This is a genomic window from Dactylosporangium sp. NPDC049742 (assembly GCF_040674675.1).
Classification (GTDB): Bacteria; Actinomycetota; Actinomycetes; order Mycobacteriales; family Micromonosporaceae; genus Dactylosporangium; species Dactylosporangium maewongense.
In genome coordinates, this window is sequence record NZ_JBFANF010000008.1 from 68134 (window position 1) to 92407 (window position 24274).

23 protein-coding genes are annotated in these 24274 nt (G+C 71.2%); 22 read left to right on the forward strand and 1 reads right to left on the reverse strand.

Annotated elements, in window-relative coordinates; all coding sequences use genetic code 11:
• Nucleotides 1-36 precede the first annotated feature (36 nt).
• The 9 genes from AB0J72_RS13105 (at nucleotide 37) to AB0J72_RS13145 (ending at nucleotide 10362) form a co-directional block, all read left to right on the forward strand.
• Entirely contained in the window at nucleotides 37-942 is a 906-nt protein-coding gene (locus AB0J72_RS13105; protein ID WP_363398199.1) for a CoA ester lyase, read from the forward strand.
• A 93-nt stretch (nucleotides 943-1035) separates the two neighbouring features.
• Nucleotides 1036-2070 (forward strand): hypothetical protein, encoded by a 1035-nt coding sequence (locus AB0J72_RS13110; protein WP_363398201.1) that lies wholly within the window; start codon nucleotides 1036-1038, stop codon nucleotides 2068-2070.
• An 81-nt stretch (nucleotides 2071-2151) separates the two neighbouring features.
• Nucleotides 2152-3510: an FAD-binding protein gene (locus AB0J72_RS13115; RefSeq protein WP_363398203.1), complete on the forward strand. Its 1359-nt coding sequence runs from the start codon at nucleotides 2152-2154 to the stop codon at nucleotides 3508-3510.
• A 246-nt stretch (nucleotides 3511-3756) separates the two neighbouring features.
• On the forward strand, nucleotides 3757-4821 hold the full coding sequence (locus AB0J72_RS13120) for a class I SAM-dependent methyltransferase (RefSeq protein ID WP_363398205.1): 1065 nt from the start codon (nucleotides 3757-3759) through the stop codon (nucleotides 4819-4821).
• 59 nt (nucleotides 4822-4880) lie between these two features.
• Nucleotides 4881-5132, forward strand: coding sequence for a hypothetical protein (locus AB0J72_RS13125; protein ID WP_363398207.1), 252 nt, complete (start codon nucleotides 4881-4883; stop codon nucleotides 5130-5132).
• Nucleotide 5133: 1 nt separating this feature from the next.
• A complete protein-coding gene (locus AB0J72_RS13130; RefSeq protein ID WP_363398209.1) occupies nucleotides 5134-5922 on the forward strand; it encodes an SDR family oxidoreductase in 789 nt (262 codons plus the stop codon).
• A gap of 39 nt (nucleotides 5923-5961) precedes the next feature.
• Nucleotides 5962-7329, forward strand: a complete 1368-nt coding sequence (locus AB0J72_RS13135) for a RidA family protein (RefSeq protein ID WP_363398211.1) — start codon at nucleotides 5962-5964, stop codon at nucleotides 7327-7329.
• 13 nt (nucleotides 7330-7342) lie between these two features.
• Nucleotides 7343-9094, forward strand: coding sequence for a CocE/NonD family hydrolase (locus AB0J72_RS13140; RefSeq protein ID WP_363398213.1), 1752 nt, complete (start codon nucleotides 7343-7345; stop codon nucleotides 9092-9094).
• A 5-nt stretch (nucleotides 9095-9099) separates the two neighbouring features.
• A complete protein-coding gene (locus tag AB0J72_RS13145) occupies nucleotides 9100-10362 on the forward strand; it encodes a helix-turn-helix domain-containing protein (RefSeq protein ID WP_363398215.1) in 1263 nt (420 codons plus the stop codon).
• On the opposite strand, the gene AB0J72_RS13150 is transcribed toward AB0J72_RS13145, so the two are convergent.
• A complete protein-coding gene (locus tag AB0J72_RS13150) occupies nucleotides 10337-11473 on the reverse strand; it encodes a flavin reductase (protein WP_363398217.1) in 1137 nt (378 codons plus the stop codon). The genes AB0J72_RS13145 and AB0J72_RS13150 overlap by 26 nt on opposite strands.
• Before the next feature lie 118 nt (nucleotides 11474-11591).
• On the opposite strand from AB0J72_RS13150, the gene AB0J72_RS13155 reads away from it, so the two are divergent.
• From AB0J72_RS13155 to AB0J72_RS13215, 13 genes are all read left to right on the forward strand, one after another.
• Nucleotides 11592-12692: an LLM class flavin-dependent oxidoreductase gene (locus tag AB0J72_RS13155; protein ID WP_363398219.1), complete on the forward strand. Its 1101-nt coding sequence runs from the start codon at nucleotides 11592-11594 to the stop codon at nucleotides 12690-12692.
• A gap of 4 nt (nucleotides 12693-12696) precedes the next feature.
• A complete protein-coding gene (locus tag AB0J72_RS13160) occupies nucleotides 12697-13245 on the forward strand; it encodes a carboxymuconolactone decarboxylase family protein (RefSeq protein ID WP_363398220.1) in 549 nt (182 codons plus the stop codon).
• Nucleotides 13242-14051, forward strand: coding sequence for an alpha/beta fold hydrolase (locus AB0J72_RS13165; RefSeq protein ID WP_363398222.1), 810 nt, complete (start codon nucleotides 13242-13244; stop codon nucleotides 14049-14051). The genes AB0J72_RS13160 and AB0J72_RS13165 overlap by 4 nt, the downstream gene beginning before the upstream one ends.
• Nucleotides 14048-14998, forward strand: coding sequence for an NAD(P)-dependent oxidoreductase (locus AB0J72_RS13170; protein ID WP_363398224.1), 951 nt, complete (start codon nucleotides 14048-14050; stop codon nucleotides 14996-14998). Before AB0J72_RS13165 ends, AB0J72_RS13170 begins: the two co-directional genes overlap by 4 nt.
• A complete protein-coding gene (locus tag AB0J72_RS13175) occupies nucleotides 14995-15366 on the forward strand; it encodes a VOC family protein (RefSeq protein ID WP_360563333.1) in 372 nt (123 codons plus the stop codon). Before AB0J72_RS13170 ends, AB0J72_RS13175 begins: the two co-directional genes overlap by 4 nt.
• An 85-nt stretch (nucleotides 15367-15451) precedes the next feature.
• Nucleotides 15452-16873 carry an amidohydrolase family protein gene (locus AB0J72_RS13180; RefSeq protein WP_363398226.1) on the forward strand — a complete coding sequence of 474 codons (1422 nt, stop codon included), beginning with the start codon at nucleotides 15452-15454 and terminating at the stop codon, nucleotides 16871-16873.
• A 53-nt stretch (nucleotides 16874-16926) separates the two neighbouring features.
• A complete protein-coding gene (locus AB0J72_RS13185) occupies nucleotides 16927-18489 on the forward strand; it encodes a class I adenylate-forming enzyme family protein (RefSeq protein WP_363398228.1) in 1563 nt (520 codons plus the stop codon).
• Nucleotides 18489-19169, forward strand: a complete 681-nt coding sequence (locus tag AB0J72_RS13190; protein ID WP_363398230.1) for an aspartate/glutamate racemase family protein — start codon at nucleotides 18489-18491, stop codon at nucleotides 19167-19169. The genes AB0J72_RS13185 and AB0J72_RS13190 overlap by 1 nt, the downstream gene beginning before the upstream one ends.
• 274 nt (nucleotides 19170-19443) lie before the next feature.
• Nucleotides 19444-21123 (forward strand): ABC transporter substrate-binding protein, encoded by a 1680-nt coding sequence (locus AB0J72_RS13195; protein WP_363398231.1) that lies wholly within the window; start codon nucleotides 19444-19446, stop codon nucleotides 21121-21123.
• Complete coding sequence (locus tag AB0J72_RS13200) at nucleotides 21120-21689, forward strand: hypothetical protein (RefSeq protein ID WP_363398232.1); 570 nt, start codon at nucleotides 21120-21122, stop codon at nucleotides 21687-21689. The genes AB0J72_RS13195 and AB0J72_RS13200 overlap by 4 nt, the downstream gene beginning before the upstream one ends.
• 8 nt (nucleotides 21690-21697) lie before the next feature.
• The gene (locus AB0J72_RS13205) at nucleotides 21698-22417 is read left to right on the forward strand and encodes an alpha/beta hydrolase (protein WP_363398234.1); all 720 of its coding nucleotides are present in this window, start codon (nucleotides 21698-21700) and stop codon (nucleotides 22415-22417) included.
• Between the two features lie 58 nt (nucleotides 22418-22475).
• Nucleotides 22476-23219, forward strand: a complete 744-nt coding sequence (locus tag AB0J72_RS13210) for an alpha/beta hydrolase (protein ID WP_363398236.1) — start codon at nucleotides 22476-22478, stop codon at nucleotides 23217-23219.
• A gap of 19 nt (nucleotides 23220-23238) precedes the next feature.
• Nucleotides 23239-24273, forward strand: coding sequence for an ABC transporter permease (locus AB0J72_RS13215; protein WP_363398238.1), 1035 nt, complete (start codon nucleotides 23239-23241; stop codon nucleotides 24271-24273).
• Nucleotide 24274: the final 1 nt, after the last annotated feature.

The following is a 24274-nucleotide window of genomic DNA, read 5'->3' on the forward strand; positions in this document are numbered from 1 at the left end:
CGCGACAACCGGCCGCCGACGCGAGAGGAGCACGGCGTGGATCCGTTCAAGGCACACAGTCCCGCACCCGAGCTCACCGCACTCTACGTGCCGGCGGACCGTCCGGACCGGCACGACAAGGCCCTCGCGACGATCGCCGATGTCGTCATCGTCGACCTGGAGGACGCCGTCGCTCCCAGCCGCAAGGACGCGGCGCGGCGCGAGGTCGTCGACCTGCTGCGGCGCCGGTCGTCGGGGCCCGGCACCGCGCGCCTCTGCGTCCGGGTCAACCCGGTGGGCAGTCCGTGGGGCCGGGCCGACCTCGAGGCGCTCGCGGAGGTCCTCGCCGACGTCACCGTGCACTCGGTCCGGCTGCCCAAGGTCGAGTCGGCCCAGGACGTCGACTCGGTGCGGGCCTGCTTCGAGCGGGACGTGCCGGTGTCCGTCCTCGTCGAGACGGCCGTCGGCGTCGAGCGGCTCGGGCAGATCGCCGCGGCGCACGGGGTGGCGTCGGTCGCGCTGGGCGAGGCGGACCTGCGCTCGGATCTGCGGCTGACCGGGGACGGCGGGCTGGACTGGGTGCGCTCGCGGCTCGTCGTCGCCGCCCGCGCCGCCGGGCTGCCGCCGCCGATGATGTCGGTCCACCCCCGGCTGAACGACGACGAAGGTCTGCTCCGGTCCTGCGCGGCCGGGCGTGCCGCCGGGTTTCTCGGGCGCACCGCCGTCCACCCGCGGCAACTGCCGCTGATCGTGGAGGGCTTCGCACCCGAGCCGGCGCAGGTCGAGAAGGCCGAGAGCCTGCTCGCGGCGCTCGCCCGGGGGCAACAGGTCGCGGCGGGAGTCGTCGTCCTGCCCGACGGTCAGATGGCCGACGCCGCCATGGCCGCGGCAGCCGAGCACGTCGTCGCCGTGCACCAGCGAGTTCAGGTGCTGCGGCAGATGTACAGCGCGGCGCCGGCGTGAGACGGAGCAACAGGTAACTGACAGGTGTCGTGCCGACGGGGCGGCTGCGGTCGGGGAGCACGGCGTTGACGGAAAGGAGGCCGCACGATGCGCATGGACGGGTTCCTTCTCGGGCCTGGCCCCGCAGGCCGCTGTGACGACTACCGGGTGGGTGGCGCCGTCGTGCACCGTACCGACGCCGGTTGGCGCATGTGGTACTACTGCCGCGACCGCGCCTATGACCGCCCGGCACCGGGCACGCTGGGGTCCGGGCGGATCGCGTTGGCCACCTCCCCTGACGGCATCGGGTGGGAGAGGTTCGACGGCCCTGAAGAGCTCGGCTCGGTGTTCGCCCCGAGCAGCGACCCGGCGAGTTTCGACGCCTCTCACGTGGGACTCACCGACGTCACCTTCGACGGGCGGCTCTGGCATCTGTGGTACTTCGGCGGCGACCTGACCGTACGGGCGAGCCAGACCCGGCTCGGGGCGGTGACGGGGCTCGGGATGCGCCCGGGGCATGCGATCAGCCCCGACGGGGTGACCTGGACCCGCGTTCCGGGCCCGGCCACCGGCGGTGCCATCCTCGACTACGACCCGGACCGGCTCTACCGCGCGTGGCCGAACGCCTTCGGTGACCCCGACGGGACGATCTTCGTCCAGACGACCTCACCGACCCTGGACCTCGGCGTGTTCCACACGGACACCTTCGTGTCCGCCGACGGGGTCGTCCTGACCGGCGTGGGGCCGCTCGTCTGGGCTGACGGCGAGCGGCCCTGGGACTCGCACGGCATCGTGACGCGGCAGGTGCTCGAGAACCCGTTCGGCGTGGGTCGCCGCTGGCTCATGCTCTACACCGGGCTCGACGAGCGTCATGGCCGCTCGGTCGCGACCGCCGACTCCGACGACGGCCGGCACTGGCACCACCAGTCCGACGGCCCGGTGCTGACGGCGGGGGAGCCCGGCGCGTGGGACAGCCTCGGCGCGGCGGCGACCCGGCTGGTCCCGGTCGAGGACCGGCTGCATCTGTACTACTACGGCTTCAGCTCACTCGCCGACGACGACTCCCCCCGAGGGATCGGCCTCGCGATCGCCCACCGCCGGCCGGGGTCGTCGTTCCGGCGCGTCACGACCCCTGACGACCAGTACTGACGCAAGCGACCCCTGACGACCGGTACTGACGCAAGCGACCCCCGATGACCAGTACGGACGCTCCCGAAGGAGGAGAACGAGATGGCGGACGTCAACCTGCTCGTGGCCGGTGCGGGCGGCGGCATCGTCGCGGCGCTGCGGGCCCAGGAGCTCGGCCTCTCGGTCGCGGTGATCGACGCGAACGAGCACTTCCTGCGGGCGAACAACACGGCGATGTCGACGGCAATGATTCCGGGTGCCGGATCGCTGTTCCAAAATGAGGCGGGTGTCGAGGACTCGCCGGAGATCTTCGCCGACGATGTCCGGCACAAGACCAAGGGCCGCGCCAACCCGGTCGTCACCGACGCGCTGAGCCGGATCTCGGCCCCGCTCGTCGAGTGGCTGGCCGGCTCGCTCAAGCTGCCACTCGAGCTCGTCACGGATTTCGAGTACCCCGGGCACACGCGGCACCGGTGCCACACCGTGCCGGGACGGCACGGCACGATCCTGCTCGGCATGCTCCACCGGGTCGCCCGGGAGCGGGGGATCGACATCGTCGTCCCCGCGCGGCTCGTCGCGGCCCGGCACCAGGACGACGCCCTCGTCGCCGTCACCGAGGCGCCGGACGGGACGACCGAGGAGATCTCCTGCGACGCCCTCGTGCTCGCGACGAACGGCTTCGGGGCCGACGCGGCGCTCGTCGCCGAGCACATCCCGGAGATCGCCGGCGCCGTCTACCACGGCAGCGAGGCCTCGCGCGGCGACGCGCTGAGCATCGGGCGGACGTTCGGTGCGGCCGTCGACTGCCTCGACGCGTACCAGGGCCACGGGGCGCTCTCGCTCAGCAGCATCCTCGTCGGCTGGGCCACGGTGATGCACGGCGGGTTCATCGTCAACACGAGCGGCGGCCGGTTCGCCGACGAGACCCAGGGCTACTCCGAGTTCGCCGCGCTCGAGCTCACGCAGCCGGACCACCGCGCGTTCATCATCTTCGACCAGCGGATCCACGACGCGTGCCTCGCCTTCGAGGACTTCCGTCAGACGAAGGCGTCCGGGGTGCTGCGCCAGGGCGACTCGGCGGCCGAGCTCGCCGCGCGGCTCAGCCTGTCCGCGGACCGGCTCGAGGCCTCGTTCGCGCAGGCCGAGGCCGGGCGCCGCGGCGCGACCGACCCGCACGGGCGCTCCCGATGGGGCGAGACGGACCTCGCCGCTCCGTTCTACGGGGTCGAGGTGCGTCCCGCGCTCTTCCACACCCAGGGCGGGCTCGCCGTCGACGGAGCGGCCCGCGTCCTCGACGCCGCCGGCGAGCCCATCGCCGGGCTCTACGCGGCGGGCGGCGCAGCCGTGGGCATGAGCGGCCGGGGGGCGGACGGTTACCTGGCCGGCAACGGGCTGCTCGCGGCGCTCGGGCTGTCCTTCATCGCGGCCGAGGACGTAGGCCGCCGGCTGGCAGGCCGCTGACCGCAACAAAGCCGCTGAAGCAACAAAGCGGCGGACGCAACAGAGCCGCTGACCGTAACAACGAGGCCGGTGTTCGTAACAACGATGCCGGCAACCGAAACACAGCGGCCGTGACCGTGACGAACTGACCGGACGAGTTGTCACAGGCCCCTTGTTCGGCGGTTACCTAGATCGCTATGGTGCATGCAATGGAACGGTGTTACGCATAGCGGAATTGATGACCGGCTCACCCATGGAGGGATGAACGTGAAGACAGGTCTCAAACAGCGCGGCCGGGCCAACTTCAACCTGCTGGCGGATCTCGCCGCATGGAGCGGCCGGGAGCTGCAGGCCTCGGCCGAGCGGACGCTGGACGAGCGGCTCGAAGGCGAGACCCTTCCCGAGGGTGACCGCGAGCGGCTGCGTCGCGGCTACGAGCTGCTCGACGGCTCCAGATCCTTTGCCTGGGACCGTTTCTACACCCGACTCATCGCCGAGCGTCAGTTCGTCGCGGGCCTGGAGGCGTACGAGGACGGGGCGGCGGAGATCCGGGCGGAGTACGAGGCGAACGCCGGCAAGGGTGGCGTGCTCGAGCTCAACCCGGACGTCGAGATCCCCGAATACTGGACGACGGAGTTCCACCTCACGCCGGGCGGCTGGGACGGCCACGAGCACATGGGCTTCATCATCCACGACTACGTCTACGACCTGATCTTCGCGACCGGCGGGATCGGTGCCATCAAGCCGGGCAGCCACTTCTCCGACCTGCGCTACGTCACCGCCGTCGAGGGCGACCGCGACCACTACGACAACATCCTCGAGCTCGGCGTCGGGACCGGCCGTTACGCCCTCGCGCTGCAGCACGCCTACCCGAACGCGAAGATCCACGGCGTCGACCTCGGCCCGAGCGAGCTGCTGCACGCCAAGCTCGTCGCCGCGCGCAACGGCTTCGAGTGGAACCTGCGCCAGGCCCAGGCCGAGGCCACCGGCTATGCCGCGGACACCTTCGACCTCACCACGGCCTTCATCCTCTTCCACGAGATCCCGGCCCCGGCCGCCAAGGCCGTGGTCAAGGAGGCGTTCCGGGTCACCAGGCCCGGCGGGGAGTTCCTCGTCGCCGACGTCGCGCCCTACCGCGAGCACGAGAGCCTCTTCCGCTCGGTCGTGCTCGACTGGGAGACGGACCACCGCAACGAGCCGTTCTGGCGCGGCGCACTCCTCACCGACCGGAAGGCGCTGCTCGAGTCCGCCGGCTTCGTCGACGTCCAGGAGTACGGCGTGGGCACGGCCAACTACCCGTGGATCACCAAGGGCGTCAAGCCCGCAGCCTGAGGCACCACGCTTCCGCCCCGGCGGCGGAACGGCACCGCGCCACCCCCTGAGAGGAAGCCATGGAAGTTCCTAAGTACTTGGAGAAGGCGACGATCGACGATCTCGCCCGGATGATCGAGGGCCTCGTCGAGGAGTTGTGGGTGACCAAGGACCGGCTGTTCGTCCTCGAGGAGGTTCTCGCGGGCAAGGGCACGCTGTCCGACTCGACCGTCGACGAGCACCTGCCCTCCGAGCCGCTGCAGGCCGTGCTCCGGCGCGAGCGGATGCGTCTCATCCAGCGGGTCCTCGGCGCTCCCCAGATGGACCACTGACATGGCCATCCTCGTCGCCCCCGCGCTGCGCTCCTCGCTCGGGCAGGCCCTCGGTCTCGCCGGGCGCACTGTCGTCGTCACCGGCGCCAACTCCGGCATCGGGCAGGCCGTGGCCCTCGGCCTCGCCGAGCTCGGCGCCAACGTCCTCGGTCTCGCCAGGCGTGAGGAGGGACTGGCCGCGGTCGCCGAGCAGGCCGCGCAGGCCGGCATCTCGTTCGCCTACGCCGTCGCCGACGTCACCGACGAGGCCTCCGTCGAGGCGGCCATGGACCGCGCCGTCGAGACCTTCGGCGGGCTGCACGGTGTCGTCGCGAACGCCGGTATCGCCGTCGTTCAGCCCGCGCTCGAGGTCGGCGCCGACGACTTCCGTTCCGTCGTCGACACGAACCTCAACGGCGTGTTCCTCACGGCCCGCAGCGCGGCCAAGAGGATGACCGACGGCGGCTCGATCGTCCTGACCAGTTCGAGCTTCGCCCGCCGCGGTTTCCCGGACTGGTCGAGCTACAACGCGAGCAAGGCCGCCGTGTCGATGCTCGCCGGGACCCTCTCCGTCGAGTGGGTGCCGCGCGGCATCCGGGTCAATGCGATCGGCCCGACCGCGACGCTGACGCCGGTCAACGAGGCCCTCTTCGCCGACCCGGACTTCACCGCGGCGGTCGTCGCGGGGATTCCGGCGGGCCGCATCCTCGACGCCCGTGAGCTCATCCTGCCCACCGCGTTCCTGCTCAGCCCCGTCAACGGGATGATCCTCGGCCAGACCCTCATGGTCGACGGCGGCCAGACCCTCTGAAACGCCTTCCGAGCAGCACAACCCTGGAGGCCTCGCCCCATGACTCAGAACAGCCCCCGCGTCGTCCACGACGTGCCCGACGCGTCCTTTCCTGACTGGTACCCGAGCAGCCCGGTCGTCACCGCCGGCCCGTTCGCGTTCACCGCCTCGATGAGCGCCACCGACTTCGACAACGGCGGGCTCGCCGAGGCCGCGCAGGTCGAACCGGGCCTGCCGCTGCACCGCGGCCACCCGGTGAAGAAGCAGGTCCGTGAGGTGTACCGCCGCCTCGACTCCGCGCTCACCGTCGCCGGGTCGAGCCTCGAGCAGGGCGTGTGCATCAACCAGTGGCAGCCGACCTTCCACACCGACGGGCACCTGGAGCCGGGGTGGACGCCGCGCTATCAGACCCACTGGGAGGACTGGCGCTTCGTCGCGCACTCGTACATTCAGGGCCGCGACGAGTTCCTCCTGTCCGACCGCCCGGCGAGCTGCCTGCTGCCCGTCGAGCGCCTCGTCGCCACCGACACCCACGTCGAGATCCAGCTCATCTCGCTGCTCGACGGGTCCGGTATCGAGAAGCGCGCCTACGCTCACGACGTCCACAGCCCGCTCGGTGGCTACTCGGTCGGCGTCGAGTCCGGCCCCTACCTGTTCAGCGCGGGCTTCATCCCGACCGACTTCGAGTCCGGCCTGCACCCGAACGCCCGTGTGCCACAGCACATCTGGTACGGCAACCAGGTCGCCGCGGAGACCGACGAGACGTTGCGCCAGATCCGCATCACGATGGAGGCGGCCGGCGGGGACTGGCGTGACGTCATCAAGGTCGTCATCTACCTCACGCCCGAGGGCGTCCGGCAGCTGCCCGCCATCGACGAGGTCTGGGCCAGGCACTGGCCGACCGACCCGCCCGCGCGCACCGTCGTCCCCGTCTCCGGCATCGGTGGGGTCAAGGGCGGCAACGTCGAGATCTACGTCGTCGTCGCGCGTCCTGGGCACGGCGGCGACCGCCACATCATCCGCACCGACAACGCGCTCGCGCCGATCGGGCACCAGGCCCAGGCCGTCCGCAGCGGCCCCCTGCTGTTCCTGTCCGCGCAGCTCGGACGCACCGCTTCCGGCGCGCCCGACGGCGCCTTCGCCCGCAGCCTGCCGCACACCCGGCGCCACATCGTCGACCAGGTGCGGCGCATCCACGAGGACGTGGCGGCGATCTGCGAGGCGGCCGGCACCTCGATCGAGAACGCGGTCCGTGCCGACCTGTTCCTGTCCGACCTCGAGGACCTGCCGACCGTCTTCCAGGCGTGGCCCGAGCCCTTCACGAACGGGCTGCCCGCGGCCGGGTTCTACGAGGTCCCACGGGACTTCCAGGAGGTCCCGGGCTGCGCACTCAGCGTCGACCTCATCGTCCACATTCCTGAGCAGTGAGGTTCGCAGGCCCGTGACCGAGACCGCCGCCCGAATCAAGCAGGTCCGCGACGGCATGCGGATCCTGTGGGACGTCACCATCACGATGGACGACGGCCTGCCGCTCGCCGCCGACGTGTTCCTGCCGGAGGAGCCCGGACGCTACCCGGTGCTCCTCAGCTACGGTCCCTACGCCAAGGGGCTGCCCTTCCAGGTGGGCTACCCCACGGCGTGGGAGTCGCTGTCGGGCGACCACCCTGACGTCGCCGCGGGCAGCTCCTGCGCGTACCAGAACTGGGAGGTCGTCGATCCGGAGAAGTGGGTGCCGCACGGCTACGCCATCGTGCGGGTCGACTCCCGGGGCTGCGGCCGCTCGCCCGGCTACATCGACCACTTCTCCGCGCGCGAGACGAAGGACTTCGCCGCGTGCGTCGAGTGGGCGGCGGACCAGCCCTGGTCGACCGGCAAGGTCGGCACCTCGGGCGTGTCCTACTTCGGGATGAACCAGTGGCAGGTCGCGGCGGCACGGCCGCGCGGCCTCGCCGCGGTCTGCATCTGGGAGGGCGCGAGCGACTTCTACCGCGACGCGTCCCACCACGGCGGCATCCTGTCGACGTTCTGGGAGCACTGGTACGACAAGCAGATCAAGGTCGTCCAGTACGGCCTCGGCGACCGCGGCCCGGTCAACCCCATCACCGGCCTCAACGTCTGCGGCGACGAGACGCTCAGCGAGGCGGAGCTCGCCGCGAACCGGTGCGACTTCGGCGCGGTCATCCGCTCCCACCCGCTGCTCGACGACTGGCACGGCGAGCGCTCCGGCGTGCTGGAGCACATCGAGGTGCCGTTGCTCAGCGCCGGGAACTGGGGCGGCTCCGGGCTGCACCTGCGCGGCAACGTCGAGGGCTTCCTGCGGGCCGGCAGCGCGCAGAAGTGGCTCGAGATGCACGGCCTGGAGCACTGGACGACCTACTACACGGACTACGGGCGGGAGATCCAGCTCGCGTTCTTCGACCACTTCCTCAAGGGCGTCGACAACGGCTGGGACCGGCGCCCGCCCGTGAGCCTGCTCGTCCGCTCACCCGGCGAGGTCTACGAGGAGCGAGCCGCGTCCGCGTGGCCGCTGCCGGGGACGGCATGGCGGCGTCTCGAGCTCGACCCCGACCTGCTCCAGTTCGTCGAGGAGAGCGACGCTGAACCGGGATCCGTCGAGTTCTCCGGTGGCAGGGAGGTCACCTTCCGGCTGCCGGCGACCGGCGCGGATCGTGAGATCACCGGCCCGGTCTCGGCGAAGCTGTTCGTGTCCACCGACTCGGACGACGCCGACGTCTTCCTCACCGTGCGGCTGTTCGACCCCGGCGGCAAGGAGGTCACCTTCGCCGGCGCCGTCGACCCCAACGCGCCGATCAGCATGGGGTGGCTGCGGCTGAGCCATCGCGAGCTCGACGAGGCCGCCTCCACCCCGTGGCGGCCGATCCACTCGCACTCGCGCACCCTTCCCGTCGAGGCGGGCGAGGTGTACGAGGTCGACGTCGAGGTCTGGCCGACGTGCATCGTCGTCCCCGCCGGCTACACGCTCGCGGTGACCATCGGCGGCCGGGACTACGAGAATCCCGACCTCGAGGACGCGGTGACGATGTCCAACTTCAAGAACGCCATGAAGGGCTGCGGGCCGTTCCTGCACGACGACCCGGTCGACCGTCCGGCACAGCGGGACGCCGCGCGGGTTCGCGTCCACTGCGGCGGTGACCACCGGTCGAGCGTCCTGCTGCCCTTGCAGGAGCGCTGATCGCCGTGTCCGCGGAGTCCGCCTGCCCCCCGCCGCTGCCCGTGTGGCTGCGGGAGGCCCTCAGGTCCGCCGTCTCGGCCGAGCTCATCGCGGAGGTCGTGGCCGTCGACCTCGACGCGGCGTTCGATCACCTGCGCGACGACGAGGAGTTCGTCGCCGCGCTGACCGCGAGCGTCACGGAGAACGTGCGAACCCTGCACCGGGTCGCGATGGGCGAGGTCGAGCTCGACGAGCTCGACCTCGTGCAGCCCCGGCGCCTCGCCGTCGTCCAGGCTCGGCGGCGCGTCGTGCAGGCGTCCCTGCACCTGTCCTACCGCGTCGGGTTCCTCACCATGTGGCGGGACTGGGTGGGCCGCCTCGACGCCGTCGAGACGGACCCCGCCCGCCGGTGCGAGGGTGCCCGCCTGCTCACCGAGCTCGTCATGGCCTACCAGAACGCGGCGCTGGCCCAGGTGGCCCGCGAGCACATGCTCACCGAGGAGAGCCTGCAACGGTCGCGGGACCACCTCCGCTTCCGCCTCGTCAAGGACCTGCTCAACGGCGACCACGTCCCGGACAAGTTCGAACTGCTCGGACTCGGCTACGACATCGACGCCGACCACATCGCCGTCGCGTCGCGTGCCGATGCCGGCAGCACCGACTGGGTGCGCCGCGCTCAGGCGACCTGTGCCGTGACGGACGTCCTGCACCACACCGAGCCGGACGGCATCCACGTGCGGTTCCTCGCCCGGCGGGCGTGGACCGCCGAGGCGCGGGCGGGGCTGCGCCGGCTGCTCGCCGAGCACGGTGTCGCCGCCGAGGTGAGCGCACCCGCGCGTGGCCTGGAGGGACTACGCCACGCCTACGGCCAGCTGGGGCGGCTGCGCCGGATTCGAGGGGCGTTCGCCGGGAGGCATCAGCGTTACCAGCTCGCCCGTGACGGGGTCATCGAGTACGCCGACGTCCGCCTCGAGGCGATCTTCCTCGACGACCTGCCCATCGCCGCCCAGCTCGTCGAGGAGGAGCTCGCGACCTTGAGCGGCACCGGCAGCGGGCTCGACGTGCTCCGCGAGACCCTGTGCGTCTGGCTGCGTGAGCGCAACTACGCCGCGACCGCGAGAGCCCTGCACCTGCACGAGAACACCGTGCGCAACCGCGTCCACCGCATCGAGGAGCTGCTCGGTCACGACCTGCAGTCCCGCCATGCCGAGCTCATGCTCGCGCTGCGCCTGCACGACCTGCTCACCGGCCTGAACGAGCCGGCTACACCGATCCGCCGTGCGATGTGAGCAGCTCCCGGGCCCGCTCGGTGGCCAGCGTGGTGTAGTGCCCGATCGCCGCCTTGACCGCCGTCAGGTCACGCTGCCGGTAGCCGCTGACGATCCGCTGGTGGACGTCGACGAACTGCGAGGAGCTCTTCCGGGTCATCCCGAAGCTGTGCGCCATGATCGTCGGCATGGCCAGCGCCTCGTACTGGGCGATGGCGCGCCGGTTGCCCGAGAGCCCGATGAGGAAGCGGTGGAACCGGTCGTTGGCCTCGAGGTAGGCCTCGAAGTCGGTGAACTCGTCGTTGAGGATGAACCGGGACAGCTCGCCGCAGTGCTGGTCGAGGGCGACCAGGTCGTCCTCGGACACGGAGCCGACGGTCAGGTCGGCGACCCCCTGCTCGATGATCGCGCGCGCCTCGAACGCCTCCGCGGCGTCGTCGGCCGTGAACGGGGCGACCCGATGGCCGTGCCGCGTCGACATGATGAGCCCTTCACGGCGCAGCGTCGACAGCCCGGCGAGGACGGCGGCCGGCTCGACGTCGAGGCGTCGCGCCAGCCTCGGAACGTCGATGTCGTCGTGCCCGTCGATCTCCCGCGCGAGGATCATGTCGCGCAGCCGCTGGTACACCTGGTTGAAGCGGTCGAGCGTGAGCCCGCCGAACCCGCCGCGGAAGTACGTCAGGGGCAGGCCCTCACGCGCCTGGGCATCCCGCGCCCGGCCGATGAAGATGCTGTGGCTGCCCGCCTGCACCGTGTCCGACACCTCGCACTCGATCGAGGCCAGGGCGTCGGTGAGGACGGGATTGCCGAGGACTCCTTCGTGGACGCGCACCCCGGTGAACTTGTCGTCGCTCGGGCGGGCGAACTGCAGCGCGAGCTGTTCCTGGCCCTCGGCGAGGATGTTGAGGCAGAAGGTGCCCGCCTCGGCGACGGTCCGCTCGGTCGGCACCGAACGGTTGACGCAGACCAGGACCATCGGCGGGTCGAGCGACAGTGACGTGAGCGCACTGACCGTCATGCCGGCCCGCGCCTGGACGCCTCGTGACGTGAGGACGGCGACGCCGGTGGCGAAGCGACCGGCGACATTGCGGAAATGGTCGCGGTCAACGTTTGGCGTCCGAACGACGGTCATGTCCCGAGTCAACCTCCCACGCCGGCAGCGGGGCAATCACGGCTTCCCACATCTCGCCCCGGTCAGGTTGTGAGAAGCCGTAATTGTTCCGGGGTTGACCAGCGGATTGACTGAGCCGGTGAGACTTGGATACTTCGCGATGCCACTGCACCGCCCCGGACGTCCATGGGTGGAGACGCTCCGCGAGGACCGCGAGGCGGTCATCCTCGCCGATCGGCTCGGATTCCACGACGCCTTCATCGGTGAGCACCTGACGGACACGCTGGAGAACATCACCAACTCGATGCTGTTCCTCGCGACGCTCGTCGGCGACGCTCCCCGGATCAAGCTCGCGACCGGCACGACGAACCTGTCACACCAGCACCCGGCGCTCGTCGCGGCCAACGCGGCGATGTTCGACCACCTGACCGGCGGCCGGCTCATCTTCGGCATCAGCCCCGGGGCGCTGCCGTCGGACGCCGAGGTGCTCGGCATCCTCGACGAGGACCGGGGCGCGATGTTCGCCGATGCCATCGAGGTCATCCTCAAGATCTGGGAGGGTGAGCCGCCCTACGACATCGTGTCCGGGAGCGGGCGTTACAGCGTCTCGACGCGGCGGTCGATGGACCTTCCGCTCGGTGTGGGCGTCCTGCCCAAGCCGCTGCAGAGCCCGCGCCCCGAGGTCGTCGGCACCGTCGTCGCGCCCTTCTCCAAGGGCGTCGTGGAGATGGGCCGCAAGGACTTCCACCCGCTGTCGGCCAACTTCCTGCTGCCGCAGTGGGTGGCCACGCACTGGGGCAAGTACGTCGAGGGCAAGGACGCCGTCGGGGTCAAGGCGGACCCGGCCGACTGGCGGATCGCGCGGACGGTCTTCGTCGCCGACACCGAGCAGGCGGCCCGCGCCTACGGGCGGGACGACCGGAACAGCCCCTACCGGTTCTACTACGAGCAGATGCTGCGCAAGATGACCAAGCTCGGGCGGCTGGGCCTGTTCAAGCGCGACCGCAGCGAGCCGGACGAGGCGATCACCCTTGACCGGGTCCTCGACGACCTCGTCATCTGCGGCACGCCCGAGCAGGTGGCCGAGCAGCTCGTCGCCTTCGAGCAGCAGACCGGACCGTTCGGGGAGCTCGTCTACGCCGGCCTCGACTGGGTCGACGAGGGGCTCGCGCGGCGGTCGATGGAGCTCATGGCGGCCGAGGTCATGCCCCTGGTCGAGAGGTACGGCAGCGGTGCGTGACCGGATGCCGAAGTTGCCGGCGACGGCACTGACGCGGGCGCAACGGGAGGCTGTTGCGGCGATCACCGCCGGCCCCCGGGGCGATCTCTTCGGGCCCTTCGTCCCGCTCCTGCGCAGCCCCGGCGCCATGGTCCGGCTGCAAGAGGTCGGCGCCCACCTACGGTTCGGGTCCGCCCTGCCCAAGGCGGTGCTCGAGCTGGCCGTCCTTCAGGTGGCCCGCGCCCGGAACCAGGTCTTCGAGTGGGGCTATCACTGTCAGCTCGCCCTCGACGCGGGCGTCCCCCGGGAGGTCGTGGAGGACATCGCGGCCGGCCGGGAGCCGGGTCCGCTGGCGGAGCCGCTGGCGACGGGCTACGCGGTCGTCGCCGGCGTCCTGGCCGGCGACGACATCACCGACGAGCTCTACGACCGGGCGCTCGACGTGCTCGGCGAGGAGGGTCTCATCGACGTCATCGTCTGCGCGGGCTACTACACGACCCTCGCCATGGTGATGAACGCGACCCGGACCGACGCCGGCGCGCTCAGCCCGCCGGTCGAGATGAGCCTGTCGTGAGCGGGGTGGCCGTCCGCGGCCGCACCCTGCGGGAGGGTCAGGGTCAGGGCCCGACCGTCGTGCTGCTGCACCCGCTCGGCGCCGGCGCCGACTTCTGGGAGCGGGCCGCCGCCTCGCTCGACGGTCTCGGCGTGTACTCCGTCGACCTTCCGGGGCACGGCGGCTGCCCGGTCCCCGACGAGCAGTACGGCGCGGCGGACGTCGCGGCCGCGCTCGCGACGCACCTGCGCGGCCTCGGTCACCAGGGTGTGCACGTCGTGGGGCTGTCCCTCGGCGGCCTCGTCGCCCTCGAGCTCGCGGCGCACGACCCCGGGCTCGTCTCCAGTCTCGTCGTGGCGGCCACCGTGCCGTTCTACCCGGAGGACTGGCGCGAGAGGTGGCGGGTCCGGGCCGCCGACGCCGCACGCCTGGGCGTGACCCCGTTCGTCGAGCCCACGTTGCAGCTGTGGCTCACCCCCGCGGCCCTCGCCGCCGACGGGCCCGAGGTCGCCTACGTGAAGCGCACCCTCGCGGACATCGACCCGCGCGGCTACGCCCTCGCGTGCCTGGCCCTCGCGGAGGCCGACGTCGCCTCGCGGCTCGGCACGATCACGGCGCCGACCCTGCTCGTCGACGGCGGGCTCGACGCGCCGCTGTTCCACGACGGCGCCGCCCGCCTCGCCCGGTCGATCCCCGGCGCCCGCCGCGCCGTCATCCCCGGGGCGCGGCACGCCAGTGCCCTCGAGTTCGCCGAGCCCTTCGCGCGGCTCGTACGGGACTGGGTGCGACCCGGGAATGACGGCCCGGATGAAGGGAACCGGTCATGAACGCGACCGGCCGGCCAGTCGTCGGCTTCGTCGGGCTCGGGGTCATGGGCTCGGCCATGGCGGGCAACGTCCTTGCCCGCGGGGCGTTCGAGGTCCACGGCTACGACATCGACGCGGACCGGCGCCGCGCGTTCGCCGACGCCGGGGGAGTGGTGCACGACGACCTCGCCTCGCTCGTCGCGGCCGGCGACCTCGTGCTCACCTCCCTGCCGAGCGCCGCGGCCTTCGAGTCCGTCCTCGGTGGACTCGTCGAGCACGCGCGCCCGGGGACGGTCGTCGTCGAGACGAGCACCCTGGATCTGCGCACCAAGCTCGACGGGGCGACCCGCCTCGCCCGGGCGGGCGTCGAGATGCTCGACTGCCCGCTGAGCGGCACCGGTGCCCAGGCCCGGGCCGGCGACCTCGTCGCCTACGTGAGCGGCGCGCCGGAACCGGTAGGGCGGGCCAGGAGCCTCGTCGAGGCCTTCACGCGCGCCCACTTCGAGCTCGGCAAGGTCGGCAACGGCACCCTGATGAAGCTGGTGGCGAACCATCTCGTCGCGGTGCACAACGTCGCCGCCGCCGAGGCGCTCGGGTTCGCCCAGGACCTCGGCCTCGACCTGTGGCAGGTGCTCGCCGCCGTCGGGGACGGAGCCGGCGGCTCGCGGATGCTCGGTGTCCGCGGCCCCGACATGGTGCGGGGGCGCTACGAGCCGGCGAGCATCCGCATGGACGTCTTCGCCAAGGACCTCGAGATCATCGGGGCGGCCGCGGCCGAGGCGGGCACCGTGACGCCCCTGTTCGACGCCGCCCGGGCCATCTACCGCGACGGGCTGTCGGACGGCCTCGTCGCCAGCGACACGGCCGTCGTGTTCGAAGTGCTTCGTGGGCACCCTCGCCCACGCGACCCGGCGCCCAGCGGGCGACGGGCATCCGAATCGGTCGACAACGGAAGGGAACACCCATGATCACCGGAATCCGCGGTGTGAACATCAAGGTTCGTGACCAGGATCGGTCGGCGAGCTTCTGGACCGAGCAGGTCGGCCTGGAGGTCGTCAGCGACGTCGTCATGCCCGACTTCGCCCCGCGTCGCTGGTTGGAGACGGCCCCCGCGTCGCGCAACTCGTTGATGATCCTGCACTGGCCGGTCTTCGACGAGGTGGAGTTCTACTCGGGCATCACCTTCACCTGCGACGACATCCACCAGACCTACGAGGAGCTCAAGGCCAAGGGCGTCGAGTTCGTCTCCGAGCCGTTCCTGGCCGGCTTCGGCTGGTGGGCGACCTTCAAGGACCCCGACGGCAACGTGTTCGTCCTGCGGCAGGAAAAGGGCTGAGCGCAGCCATGGTCGCGCGCCCGCCGCGGGCGGGCGCGCATCAGCGACAACGAAAACTCACGACGGGGCCGGAAGGCGGTTGACGATGGTGGAACGTTCGGTCATTCTCCCTCGCTGGGTGTACCTCGGTGGCGGTGAGGTGCGCACAGGCGCGGCGGTGGTCGTCGAGGGCGACCGGATCGCCCAGGTCCTGCCGGCCGACCAGGCCGAGGGCATCGACGCCCGGCGCATCGAGCTGACCGACAAGGTCCTGCTGCCGGGGCTGGTCAACATGCACACCCACGCGGGTGCCGGCCCCGTCGGCCGGGCCGTGTCGGAGGACTACGAGCTGCCGACGGGCATGCCGTTCTACGTGCCGCTGTCGCGGCTGTGGCGGCACGCCTACCGGGAAGAGCTGCGGGAGCAGTTCCGCGCGGTCATCGAGTGGGACGTCCTCGGCATGATGCGGACCGGGACGACGACGATCCTCAACCACGCGTCGACCGACATCGAGGGCTACCTGCACATCGCCGAGCGCGTCGGAGTGCGGACCTTCGCCGGTCCGACGATCCCGCTCGACGTCACCGCCCGCCTGGGCCAGCTCTCCGGCGGGCGGGAGGACCGCAAGCAGACCACCTCGGAGGAGGTCCAGCTGGCCGAGCTCGAGGAGCTCGAGCGGATGTTCGGGGAGTGGGACGGCGCGGCAGGCGGGCGGATCACGATGGTCCTCGGGCCGGCCGCGGTGCACACCGACGAGTTCAGCGTGCTGGCCGGGGTCGGCGTGGCGGCGAAGCGGCTCGACTGCCTCGTCACGACCCACCTGTGCCAGGCGCCGAGCGAGCTCGCCGCGACGCAGGAGCGCTTCGGCACGACCCCGCTGCGGGTCCTGCAGCGGGCCGAGCTGGCCAACGAGCGGCTCATCGCCGCGCACGGCACGTACCTGCCGGACGAGGACCGCCGGCTCGCGGCCGACACCGGGATCACCATCGTCCACTGCGCCTCGCGCAAGGCGAAGGAGGCCGTCATCTCGCCTTCGGTGTCCTTCCAGGACTCGGGCATCTCCATCGCGCTCGGTACCGACGGCTTCAACTGCGACATGGTCGAGGAGCTGAAGTTCGCCGCGATGCTCGGCAAGATCGCCGTCGCCCGGTCGCACCGGCCGACCGCCGCCGAGGTCCTCGACCTCGCGACGAGCCGCGCCGCCTCGATCCTGCGCCGGCCCGACCTCGGCGTCATCAAGGAGGGCGCGCGAGCCGACCTCATCGGCGTCGCCGTCACCGACCCGTCGATCGCCCCGGCGCTCGACGTCGTCCAGTCGCTCGTCTACTACGGCAACGGCCGCGACGTCCAGTTCGAGATGGTGGACGGCCGGGTCCTCATCCAGGACGGCACCTTCCTCGACGTCGACCTCGACGGCGTCCGCGCCCGCGCGGAGGCGGCCCTCACGTCGATCTGGGAGTCGGCGATCGACGCGGGCGTCATCGCCGAGGTCCTCCCGAGCATCAACCGCACGCGGCCGCTCGCCTAACCCGTCGGCCCGGGCCCTTTCCGATCACACTCAGCACATCCAGGAGGCGATCCATGACCGATCTGCTTCTCAAGGTCAAACAGAACATCAATCTGCTGGCCGGCAGCCCCGCCATCGTCGGCGACGTGACGACCGCGTCGCGCCGCACCCTGACGTGGGGAGAGCTCGGGACACGACTCGACGGTCTCGTCGGCGGTTTCCGGGAGCGGGGCCGGAAGCCCGGCGACCGCATCGGCATCGCCCACTACCAGGGCACGTTCGGTCTCGAGCTCTACCTCGCCGCGCAGGCGGCGGGCCTGCAGCCGGTGCTGCTCGGCATCACGCTGGGCAAGCACCTCGACGCTGCCGCGCGGGCCATCGACCTCAAGGAACTGTTCACCGGCCCGGAGCTGCTGGAGGCGGCCCGGCAGGCGATGGGGTCGGCGCCCGTCTGGTACACCGAGCCCGGCACCGACACCTACGACGAGGTCGCGCGGCCGGACGGCGACACCGAGTGGGTCGGCCTCCGGGCGCCCGACACGGTGTCCGGGATCCAGTACTCGACGGGCACGACGGGCGTGCCCAAGGGGATGGTCCGCTCCGTCGGCGCGGACTACTGGGACGCCGTCAACCGCTCACTGTGCATGCGGCTGCGCCACTCGGAGCGGTGGCTCGCCGCCAGCCCGACGAACATCAACGTCTCCGTCGGTGCCCTGCGGGGCATGACGCTCATGGGTGGCACGACGATCGCCCTCGACGACGTCTCCATCGCCTCGATCGAGCGCAACAGCGAGGACGGCGTCACCGTCCTGCCGCTGCAGGCGCCCGCCTGGCGGGCGATGCTCGACTCCGGCGCGGCCGAGCGCCTGCTCGACAAGGGCCTGCGGGTCCTCGTCGCGACGGGCCAGCGGACACCGCGCGCGACGCTGCGCCGCCTCGGCGAGCTCGCGGCGGGACGGGGCGAGGTCGTCAACAGCTACGGCCTCACCGAGACCAGCACGCTCGCGATCCTCACGTCCTCGATGCCGGAGTACGGTGACTCGTCCTCGGTCGGGCGTCCCGCACCGCTGAGCACCGTCGACGTCGCGCCCCGGCAGGACGCTCGCGGTGACACGCGCGGTGCCGGGGAGGTCCGGGCGAGCGGCCCGGGCATCTCGCCCGGCTACGTCCTGGCGTCCGAGCTCCACCCGACGGCCACGTCCAACGTCGGCGCGGCGGTCGACGGGTGGTTCTACACCGGTGACGTCGGTCGCTGGGACGAGCGGGGCAACCTGCAGATCCTCGGCCGCTGGAAGGACGCCTTCGTCCTCAACGGCGCATACGTCTACCCGTATGAGATCGAGGGGATCCTCGGTGAGATCCCCGGGGTGCTCGACTCCGTCGTGATCGGCCTGCGCACGGACGGGCGGTCCGCCGGCGGTGAGCTTCCCGCGGACTACATGGCCGTCGTCGTCCACTTCAAGGGCGATGTCGCCGAGCAGCGGCGCGCCATCGGGGCCGCCGTCGCCGAGTTCCCGGCCGCGCTGACGCGGCTGTTGCTCATCGACGAGATGCCGCGCAACTCGAGCGCAAAGATCAACCGGGCCGAGGTCGCCGGCCTCGTCGTCGCGGGCGTCCCGTCGGCCCTGGAGCTGTGATGGAAGGCGTCGAAGCGGTGCCGCTGCGCATCTGCATGATCTCGCCGATCCACCTCTCCGAGGCGGTCACCGCGGCCCGGGCGGAGCGGCTGCGCGAGCTCGGCGGGCCGGACCTCGACGTGGATCTCGTCGGCCTGCCTCCCGAGGCGCCGGTCGGTCTCGACCGGCCAGAGGACATCGAGGCCGCGACGGCGCACATCACCGCCGTCGCGGCGGGTCTGGACCCGGCGCGCTACGACGTCGTCGTGCCGGACTGCGTCCTCGACCCCGGCGTGGAGGCCGGTGCCGACTGTGAAATTCCTTTCCTCGGCCTGCTCCGCCTCATCGCCTCGGGTCTGCACGGGCTCGGCAGGCCGTTCTCGGCGGTGACCCGCAACGAGACGATCGCGGCCGAGCTCGAGGCGCGACTGCGTGGCTACGGCCTTGCCGAGGGCTTCAGAGGGACCGACATCCTCAACCTCGGAGTTGAAAAGGTGTTCCACGGAGAGGAATGGTCGAACGCCTTGGGTCAGGTCGTGCGCGAGCGCGCCCAGGCCGGCGTCACCATCGTCCTCAACGGGTGCAGCGCTGTCGCGACCGGCCCTTCGCCCTGGTCCGGCAGCTGGGTGGTCGATCCCACCACATACGCGTTTGACCTCATCCGAGCCCGCCTGCACAACGGGGTGCGGCCGGCCGGCTGAGGCCCGAACGGGCCACCTCGGGAGGTGTCGACGGCACCTCCCGAGGGGGGTGGCCGCTGCCCTTCAAGCCATGGTCTGGACGGCCGTTGACATCGCCTCAGCGGCTTCATAATCTCATCTAGAGGAAAACAGTTCCGACAGATGAAACACGAGCGGTCGATCCCCCGCCCGGCGGACCGGAACACCATTCCCGCGACCGGCTCTCGCAGTCCTTTGAGACACCACCTTCCTTCCCGGCTGCTGAACCGGGCCATCTCCTCATCGGAGGACAGAAATGAACGACTTCTCCCCGGCTCGGCTCAGCCGAAGGAGCGCGCTGCTCCTGGGGCTGTCCGGCGCCGCATCCCTCGCCCTCGCCGCTTGCGGCAGCGTCGACGACGCCGCGTCCGGCGCCGGCGACGACATCAAGGCGCTCTCGCCCGACGGTGCGCCGGGCGACACGCCCCCGGCCGGCGTGAAGCTGGCCGCGACCCAGGTCGCCACCATCGCCGTGTCGAACCTGCCGTCGTCCATCGACCCGATGGTCGTCGTCAGCGGTGGCGCCCGGCGATTCGACATCTACGAGTCGCTCATCGACACCCACCCCAGCACCGGCGAGCCCCGCCCGTTCCTCGCGACCGAGTGGAAGCAGGTCGACCCCAAGACCTGGCAGTTCACGCTGCGTCAGGGCGTCAAGTTCCATGACGGCACGCCGATGACGGCCGAGGACGTCGTCTTCAGCTTCCAGCGGGCCGCGACCCAGGGGTACGGCATCGCCACGCACTTCTCGACGATGGCGAGCGCGCGCATCGTCGACGACAAGACCGTCGAGCTGGTCACCAAGACCCCGGACGTGCTCATCCTCAAGCGCCTCGCGCAGGTCGCCATCCTGCCGAAGAAGTACTACGAAGGCCTCGGGGCGGACCAGAAGGCGCGGGATGCCGCGTTCGCCAAGGCGCCGATCGGCACCGGCCCCTACAAGTTCGAGTCGTACGCCTCGGACAAGGCAGTCGTGAAGAAGGCCGGCGACACGACGTGGCGCAAGCCGACCCTCGAGAAGATCACCTTCCTGCAGGTCACCGACGCCGGCACGCAGCTGAACTCGCTCCTCGCCGGGGACGTGCACTACATCAACATCCAGCCGCTCAACAACCTGCCGACCCTCAAGAACGCGGGCGCGACGCTCGTCCAGCTGACCAAGGGCAACGACCTCGGTGCCTTCATGGACTCGGTCGACAACAAGGGCAAGCCCAAGACCGGCCCGATGGGTGACAAGCGGGTCCGCCAGGCGATCCAGTACGCGCTCAACAAGGAAGAGCTCGTCAAGTCCGTCCTGCAGGACCGCACCGTCGCCGACGACGGCCAGCTCATCGGCAAGGGCCTGCCGGGCTACACGGAGACCGTGAAGGACTACCCGTACGACGTCGCGAAGGCCAAGGCCATGCTCGACGAGGCGGGCTACCCCGTGAAGGCCGACGGCACGCGCTTCACCATCACGATGGCCTCCGCCTTCGCGGGCACGGGCTCGGTGCGCCGTCTCATCGGCGAGTGGATGCAGTCGTCGATCAGCAAGCTCGGCATCAAGGTCGAGTTCACCGCGCTGACCGACACCGCGCTGCAGCTCGAGTACTTCTACAACACCAAGCAGCGCCCCGACATCTACCACTTCGGTCTGTTCACGCGCCCCTACATGGACGCCGCGCGGGCCTACAGCCGGTTCGTCTCCGACAGCGGCTCGTTCCACATGAACAACCCCGAGTTCGACAAGCTCTACAAGGAGCAGCTCGGTGAGCAGGACCCGGCCAAGCGTCAGGCGATCCTCGCGAAGGTGACCGAGATCTTCCACGAGGAGTCCTGCTTCCTGTTCGCCTGCGCCGACGTCTGGGTGGACGCCGCGGCGAAGAACCTCAAGGGCCTGGTCCAGTGCGACGTCCAGACCGAGCAGTACTACGACCGGCTCTACATCACCGCATGACCTCGGTGCCTTCCGACGGGTCGTCGGCGTTGTTCGCTCCGGTGCCGGAGTCCACACAGGACCCGGAGACGATGGAGGCCTACGAGAAGTCCCGCGAGCTGTTCGGGCACGTCTCCGAGCTGTTCTCCATCCTCGCGAACGCGCCGACGGCCCTGTCGGGCTGGATCGACCTGCTCCGCAGGCTGCGCCGTGAGCTGGCGGTCGCACCGCGGCTCACGGAGCCGGCGATCATCACCGTCGCGCGGCTGCACGGCAACGGGCGGGTGGCCGCGTCGCACGAGCGGCTGGCCACCGCTGCCGGGGTGGATGCACGGGTGCTCCGCGCGGCGGCCGCCGGCGAGACCGATCGGCTCGACGCCGACGAGCGCCTCGCCTGCGACCTCGCCGCGGCGGTCGTCGGCGGTGGGGCCCCGGAGCCGCTCGTGCGGGAGTGCCAGTCGCGCCTCGGGGTCAGGGAGACGGCCGAACTCATCATCCTCACCTCCTTCTACTGCATGGTCTGTCGGGTCAACGCGTCGATGCAGGTCTACGTCGACCTGCCGCCGGCGCAACCGGCCGGGCACTGACGAGCGCCGTGTCCGCTGTGCTCGCGTACGACCGGTACCCCGGAGAGGGGCCGCTCGCGGTACTGCTCCACGGCTGGTCCTGTTCCGGGGAGGACCTGCGGCCGCTCGCCCTCGAGCTCGCGGGCCGGCACGACGTCGTCGTCCCCGGGCTGCCGGGCCATCCGCGCACGGGGGCGGCGCTCGGTCCGGCCTACGGGGTCGGGGCGATGGCACGGTGCGTGCTCGACCTCGTGCGCGCACTGGACCGCGGGCCGGCCCTCCTCGTCGGCCACAGCCTCGGCGGCGCCGTCGCGCTCGCCGCGGCCCGCCTCGAACCGGCGCTCGTCACCCGTGTCGTCACCGTGGAGACGTCGTGGGCCTGGGTCGAAGCATCCATAGGGCCCATCAACCTCACCGATGCGGAACGCCGTTCCGCGAGCGTGAACATGAAGCGGGAACAACTGGGTCTGTCCGCGGTGACCGGACAGCTCGACCCGGCGGCCATGGCCGAGGCGCTGTCCTCGGTGCTGGAGTGGTCCAGGGTGCCCTCCCGGGACTCGCCGCTGCACGGCCTCGGCATCTTCGGCGACCCCGGCTGGGCGGCAGTGAGCAGCTCAGGAGGGCCTGGAACCGGGGAGGGTGGCGTCCGGCGCGTCCATCTGGCGGGCTGTGGGCACTGGCCGCACGTCGAGCGTCCGGCTGCGGTCGCCCAGCTGATCGCCGCGACCGGCGGCGACGAAAAGCATTGACCGCCCAGTAGCTCTGGATTACGTTGTGCGGAACGCCGTTCCGACTGATGGAGGTGCCGTGAATCGCCTGAGGGTTGTGCTCGTCCACGGCGCCGGCCGCGGAGCCTGGTGCTGGCAGCGCCTGACCCCGCTGCTCGACGCGGCGGGGGTGGAGTGGGAAGCGCCGACGCTGACCGGACTCGCGGATCGCGCGCACCTGCTCGGTCCCGAGGTCGGCCTGCAGACGCACGTCGACGACGTCCGCGCCGTCCTGGCCCGGCAGGCTCCGGCCGCGGTGTGTCTCGTCGGCCACAGCTACGGCGCGGTCGTCGTCGCGGGCGTCGTCGGGGCCAAGGCCGGGCACGTCGCGCGGGTCGTCCTCCTCGACGGTCCCGTCGTCGAGGACGGCGAGAGCGGGGCGGACGTGCACCCGAAGGGCGACGCGCTCCGGGCCCGGGCGAGGCGGCACGGAGACACCGACATCATCCCCATCGCCGGCGGGCCCGACGACCGGCTCTCCCCGGCGGACAACGCCTGGATCGCCGGCAGCGTCACCCCTCAGCCCCTGCGGTGCGTGACCGACCCGGTCCGCCTGCCCGGCGGATGGCCGCTCGACCTGCCCAAGGACTACGTCCTGTGCGGCCGGCCGGGGGAGTCCTCCGACCGGCCGTACCTCTCCCGTGTCCGGTCCGGCGAGGGGTGGTCCACGCATGTCGTCGACAGCCCTCACGACGTGATGATCGCGCGGCCCGACTGGCTCGCGGAGCTGCTCGTCCGTCTGTCCGCGAACCCCATCGACGACTCCCGACGCTCGTGCCCGTAGCGACGGAAAGGCTGATCGCATGACTCTGAACGTCGCGCCCATGGGCACCGCCCCCGCGACGACCCGTGGCGGTGACCGGGCCCCTCAGGCCCCTGTCTGGTCCCGGCTCCTCTCGCACGGCGTCGTCCGCTTCGCGGTGCGCAGTGTCGTGCGGCTCGTCCTGGTCGCCGTCGGCGTCCTCACGCTCCTGTTCGTCCTGCTCCGGATCGCCGGTGACCCGGCCAAGGCCCTCGCCGGGCAGGACGCGACACCAGCCGACCTCGCGCGGATCCGCACCGATCTCGGGCTCGACCGGCCGATCATGACGCAGTACTGGGAGTTCGTCTCCCGGGCGTTCCTGTTCGACTTCGGCGACTCGTACCGGCTCAACAGCGACGCGATGGCGGAAGTGCTGCACCGGCTGCCCGCCACGCTCGGGCTCATTCTGGCCGCGCTCGCGCTCGCGCCGCTCATCGGCATCCCGCTCGGCATGATCGCCGCGCTCGCCCGCAGCCGGATCTACGACAAGCTGATGGACGTCATCGTCGTGGGCGGCCAGGCCATCCCCGTCTTCGCCGTCGCGGTCCTGCTCGTCTACCTGTTCGGCGTCCAGCTGCGCTGGGTGCCCACATTGGCGACGGCCGGCTTCGCCTCGGACCCACGGGCGATAATCCTGCCGATCCTCGTCCTCGCCATCCACCCCATCTCCCGCATCCTCGAGGTGACCCGGGCGGGCCTGGCCGACAGCATGCAGGAAGACTTCGTCCGCACCGCGCTGTCCAAGGGCGTCCCGCCCGCCCGGCTCGTGACCCGTCATGCGATCCGACCGGTGCTCAACAGCCTCATCACCGTCCTCGGCGTCGACTTCGCCGGGATGCTCTCCGGCGGCGTCGTCGTCGAGTTCATCTTCGTCTGGCCCGGTCTCGGACACGTGCTCATCTCCGGCGTCTCCAACCGCGACTACCCCGTCGTCGGCGCGGCGACCTTCGTCGCGGCCGTCCTCGTCGTGGTCGTCAACCTCGTCATCGACATCGCCTACCGCCAGCTCGACCCGCGGATCCGAAAGGGGCGCTGAC

Excerpts from the sequence above, each read along its gene's own strand:
- AB0J72_RS13110 (WP_363398201.1), top strand. The coding sequence starts at position 1,036 with ATGGACGGGTTCCTTCTCGGGCCTGGCCCCGCAGGCCGCTGTGACGAC.
- AB0J72_RS13115 (WP_363398203.1), top strand. The coding sequence starts at position 2,152 with ATGGCGGACGTCAACCTGCTCGTGGCCGGTGCGGGCGGCGGCATCGTC.
- AB0J72_RS13125 (WP_363398207.1), top strand. The coding sequence starts at position 4,881 with ATGGAAGTTCCTAAGTACTTGGAGAAGGCGACGATCGACGATCTCGCC.
- AB0J72_RS13130 (WP_363398209.1), top strand. The coding sequence starts at position 5,134 with ATGGCCATCCTCGTCGCCCCCGCGCTGCGCTCCTCGCTCGGGCAGGCC.
- AB0J72_RS13135 (WP_363398211.1), top strand. The coding sequence starts at position 5,962 with ATGACTCAGAACAGCCCCCGCGTCGTCCACGACGTGCCCGACGCGTCC.
- AB0J72_RS13150 (WP_363398217.1), bottom strand. The coding sequence starts at position 11,473 with ATGACCGTCGTTCGGACGCCAAACGTTGACCGCGACCATTTCCGCAAT.
- AB0J72_RS13160 (WP_363398220.1), top strand. The coding sequence starts at position 12,697 with ATGCCGAAGTTGCCGGCGACGGCACTGACGCGGGCGCAACGGGAGGCT.
- AB0J72_RS13170 (WP_363398224.1), top strand. The coding sequence starts at position 14,048 with ATGAACGCGACCGGCCGGCCAGTCGTCGGCTTCGTCGGGCTCGGGGTC.
- AB0J72_RS13175 (WP_360563333.1), top strand. The coding sequence starts at position 14,995 with ATGATCACCGGAATCCGCGGTGTGAACATCAAGGTTCGTGACCAGGAT.
- AB0J72_RS13180 (WP_363398226.1), top strand. The coding sequence starts at position 15,452 with ATGGTGGAACGTTCGGTCATTCTCCCTCGCTGGGTGTACCTCGGTGGC.
- AB0J72_RS13185 (WP_363398228.1), top strand. The coding sequence starts at position 16,927 with ATGACCGATCTGCTTCTCAAGGTCAAACAGAACATCAATCTGCTGGCC.
- AB0J72_RS13190 (WP_363398230.1), top strand. The coding sequence starts at position 18,489 with ATGGAAGGCGTCGAAGCGGTGCCGCTGCGCATCTGCATGATCTCGCCG.
- AB0J72_RS13195 (WP_363398231.1), top strand. The coding sequence starts at position 19,444 with ATGAACGACTTCTCCCCGGCTCGGCTCAGCCGAAGGAGCGCGCTGCTC.
- AB0J72_RS13200 (WP_363398232.1), top strand. The coding sequence starts at position 21,120 with ATGACCTCGGTGCCTTCCGACGGGTCGTCGGCGTTGTTCGCTCCGGTG.
- AB0J72_RS13215 (WP_363398238.1), top strand. The coding sequence starts at position 23,239 with ATGACTCTGAACGTCGCGCCCATGGGCACCGCCCCCGCGACGACCCGT.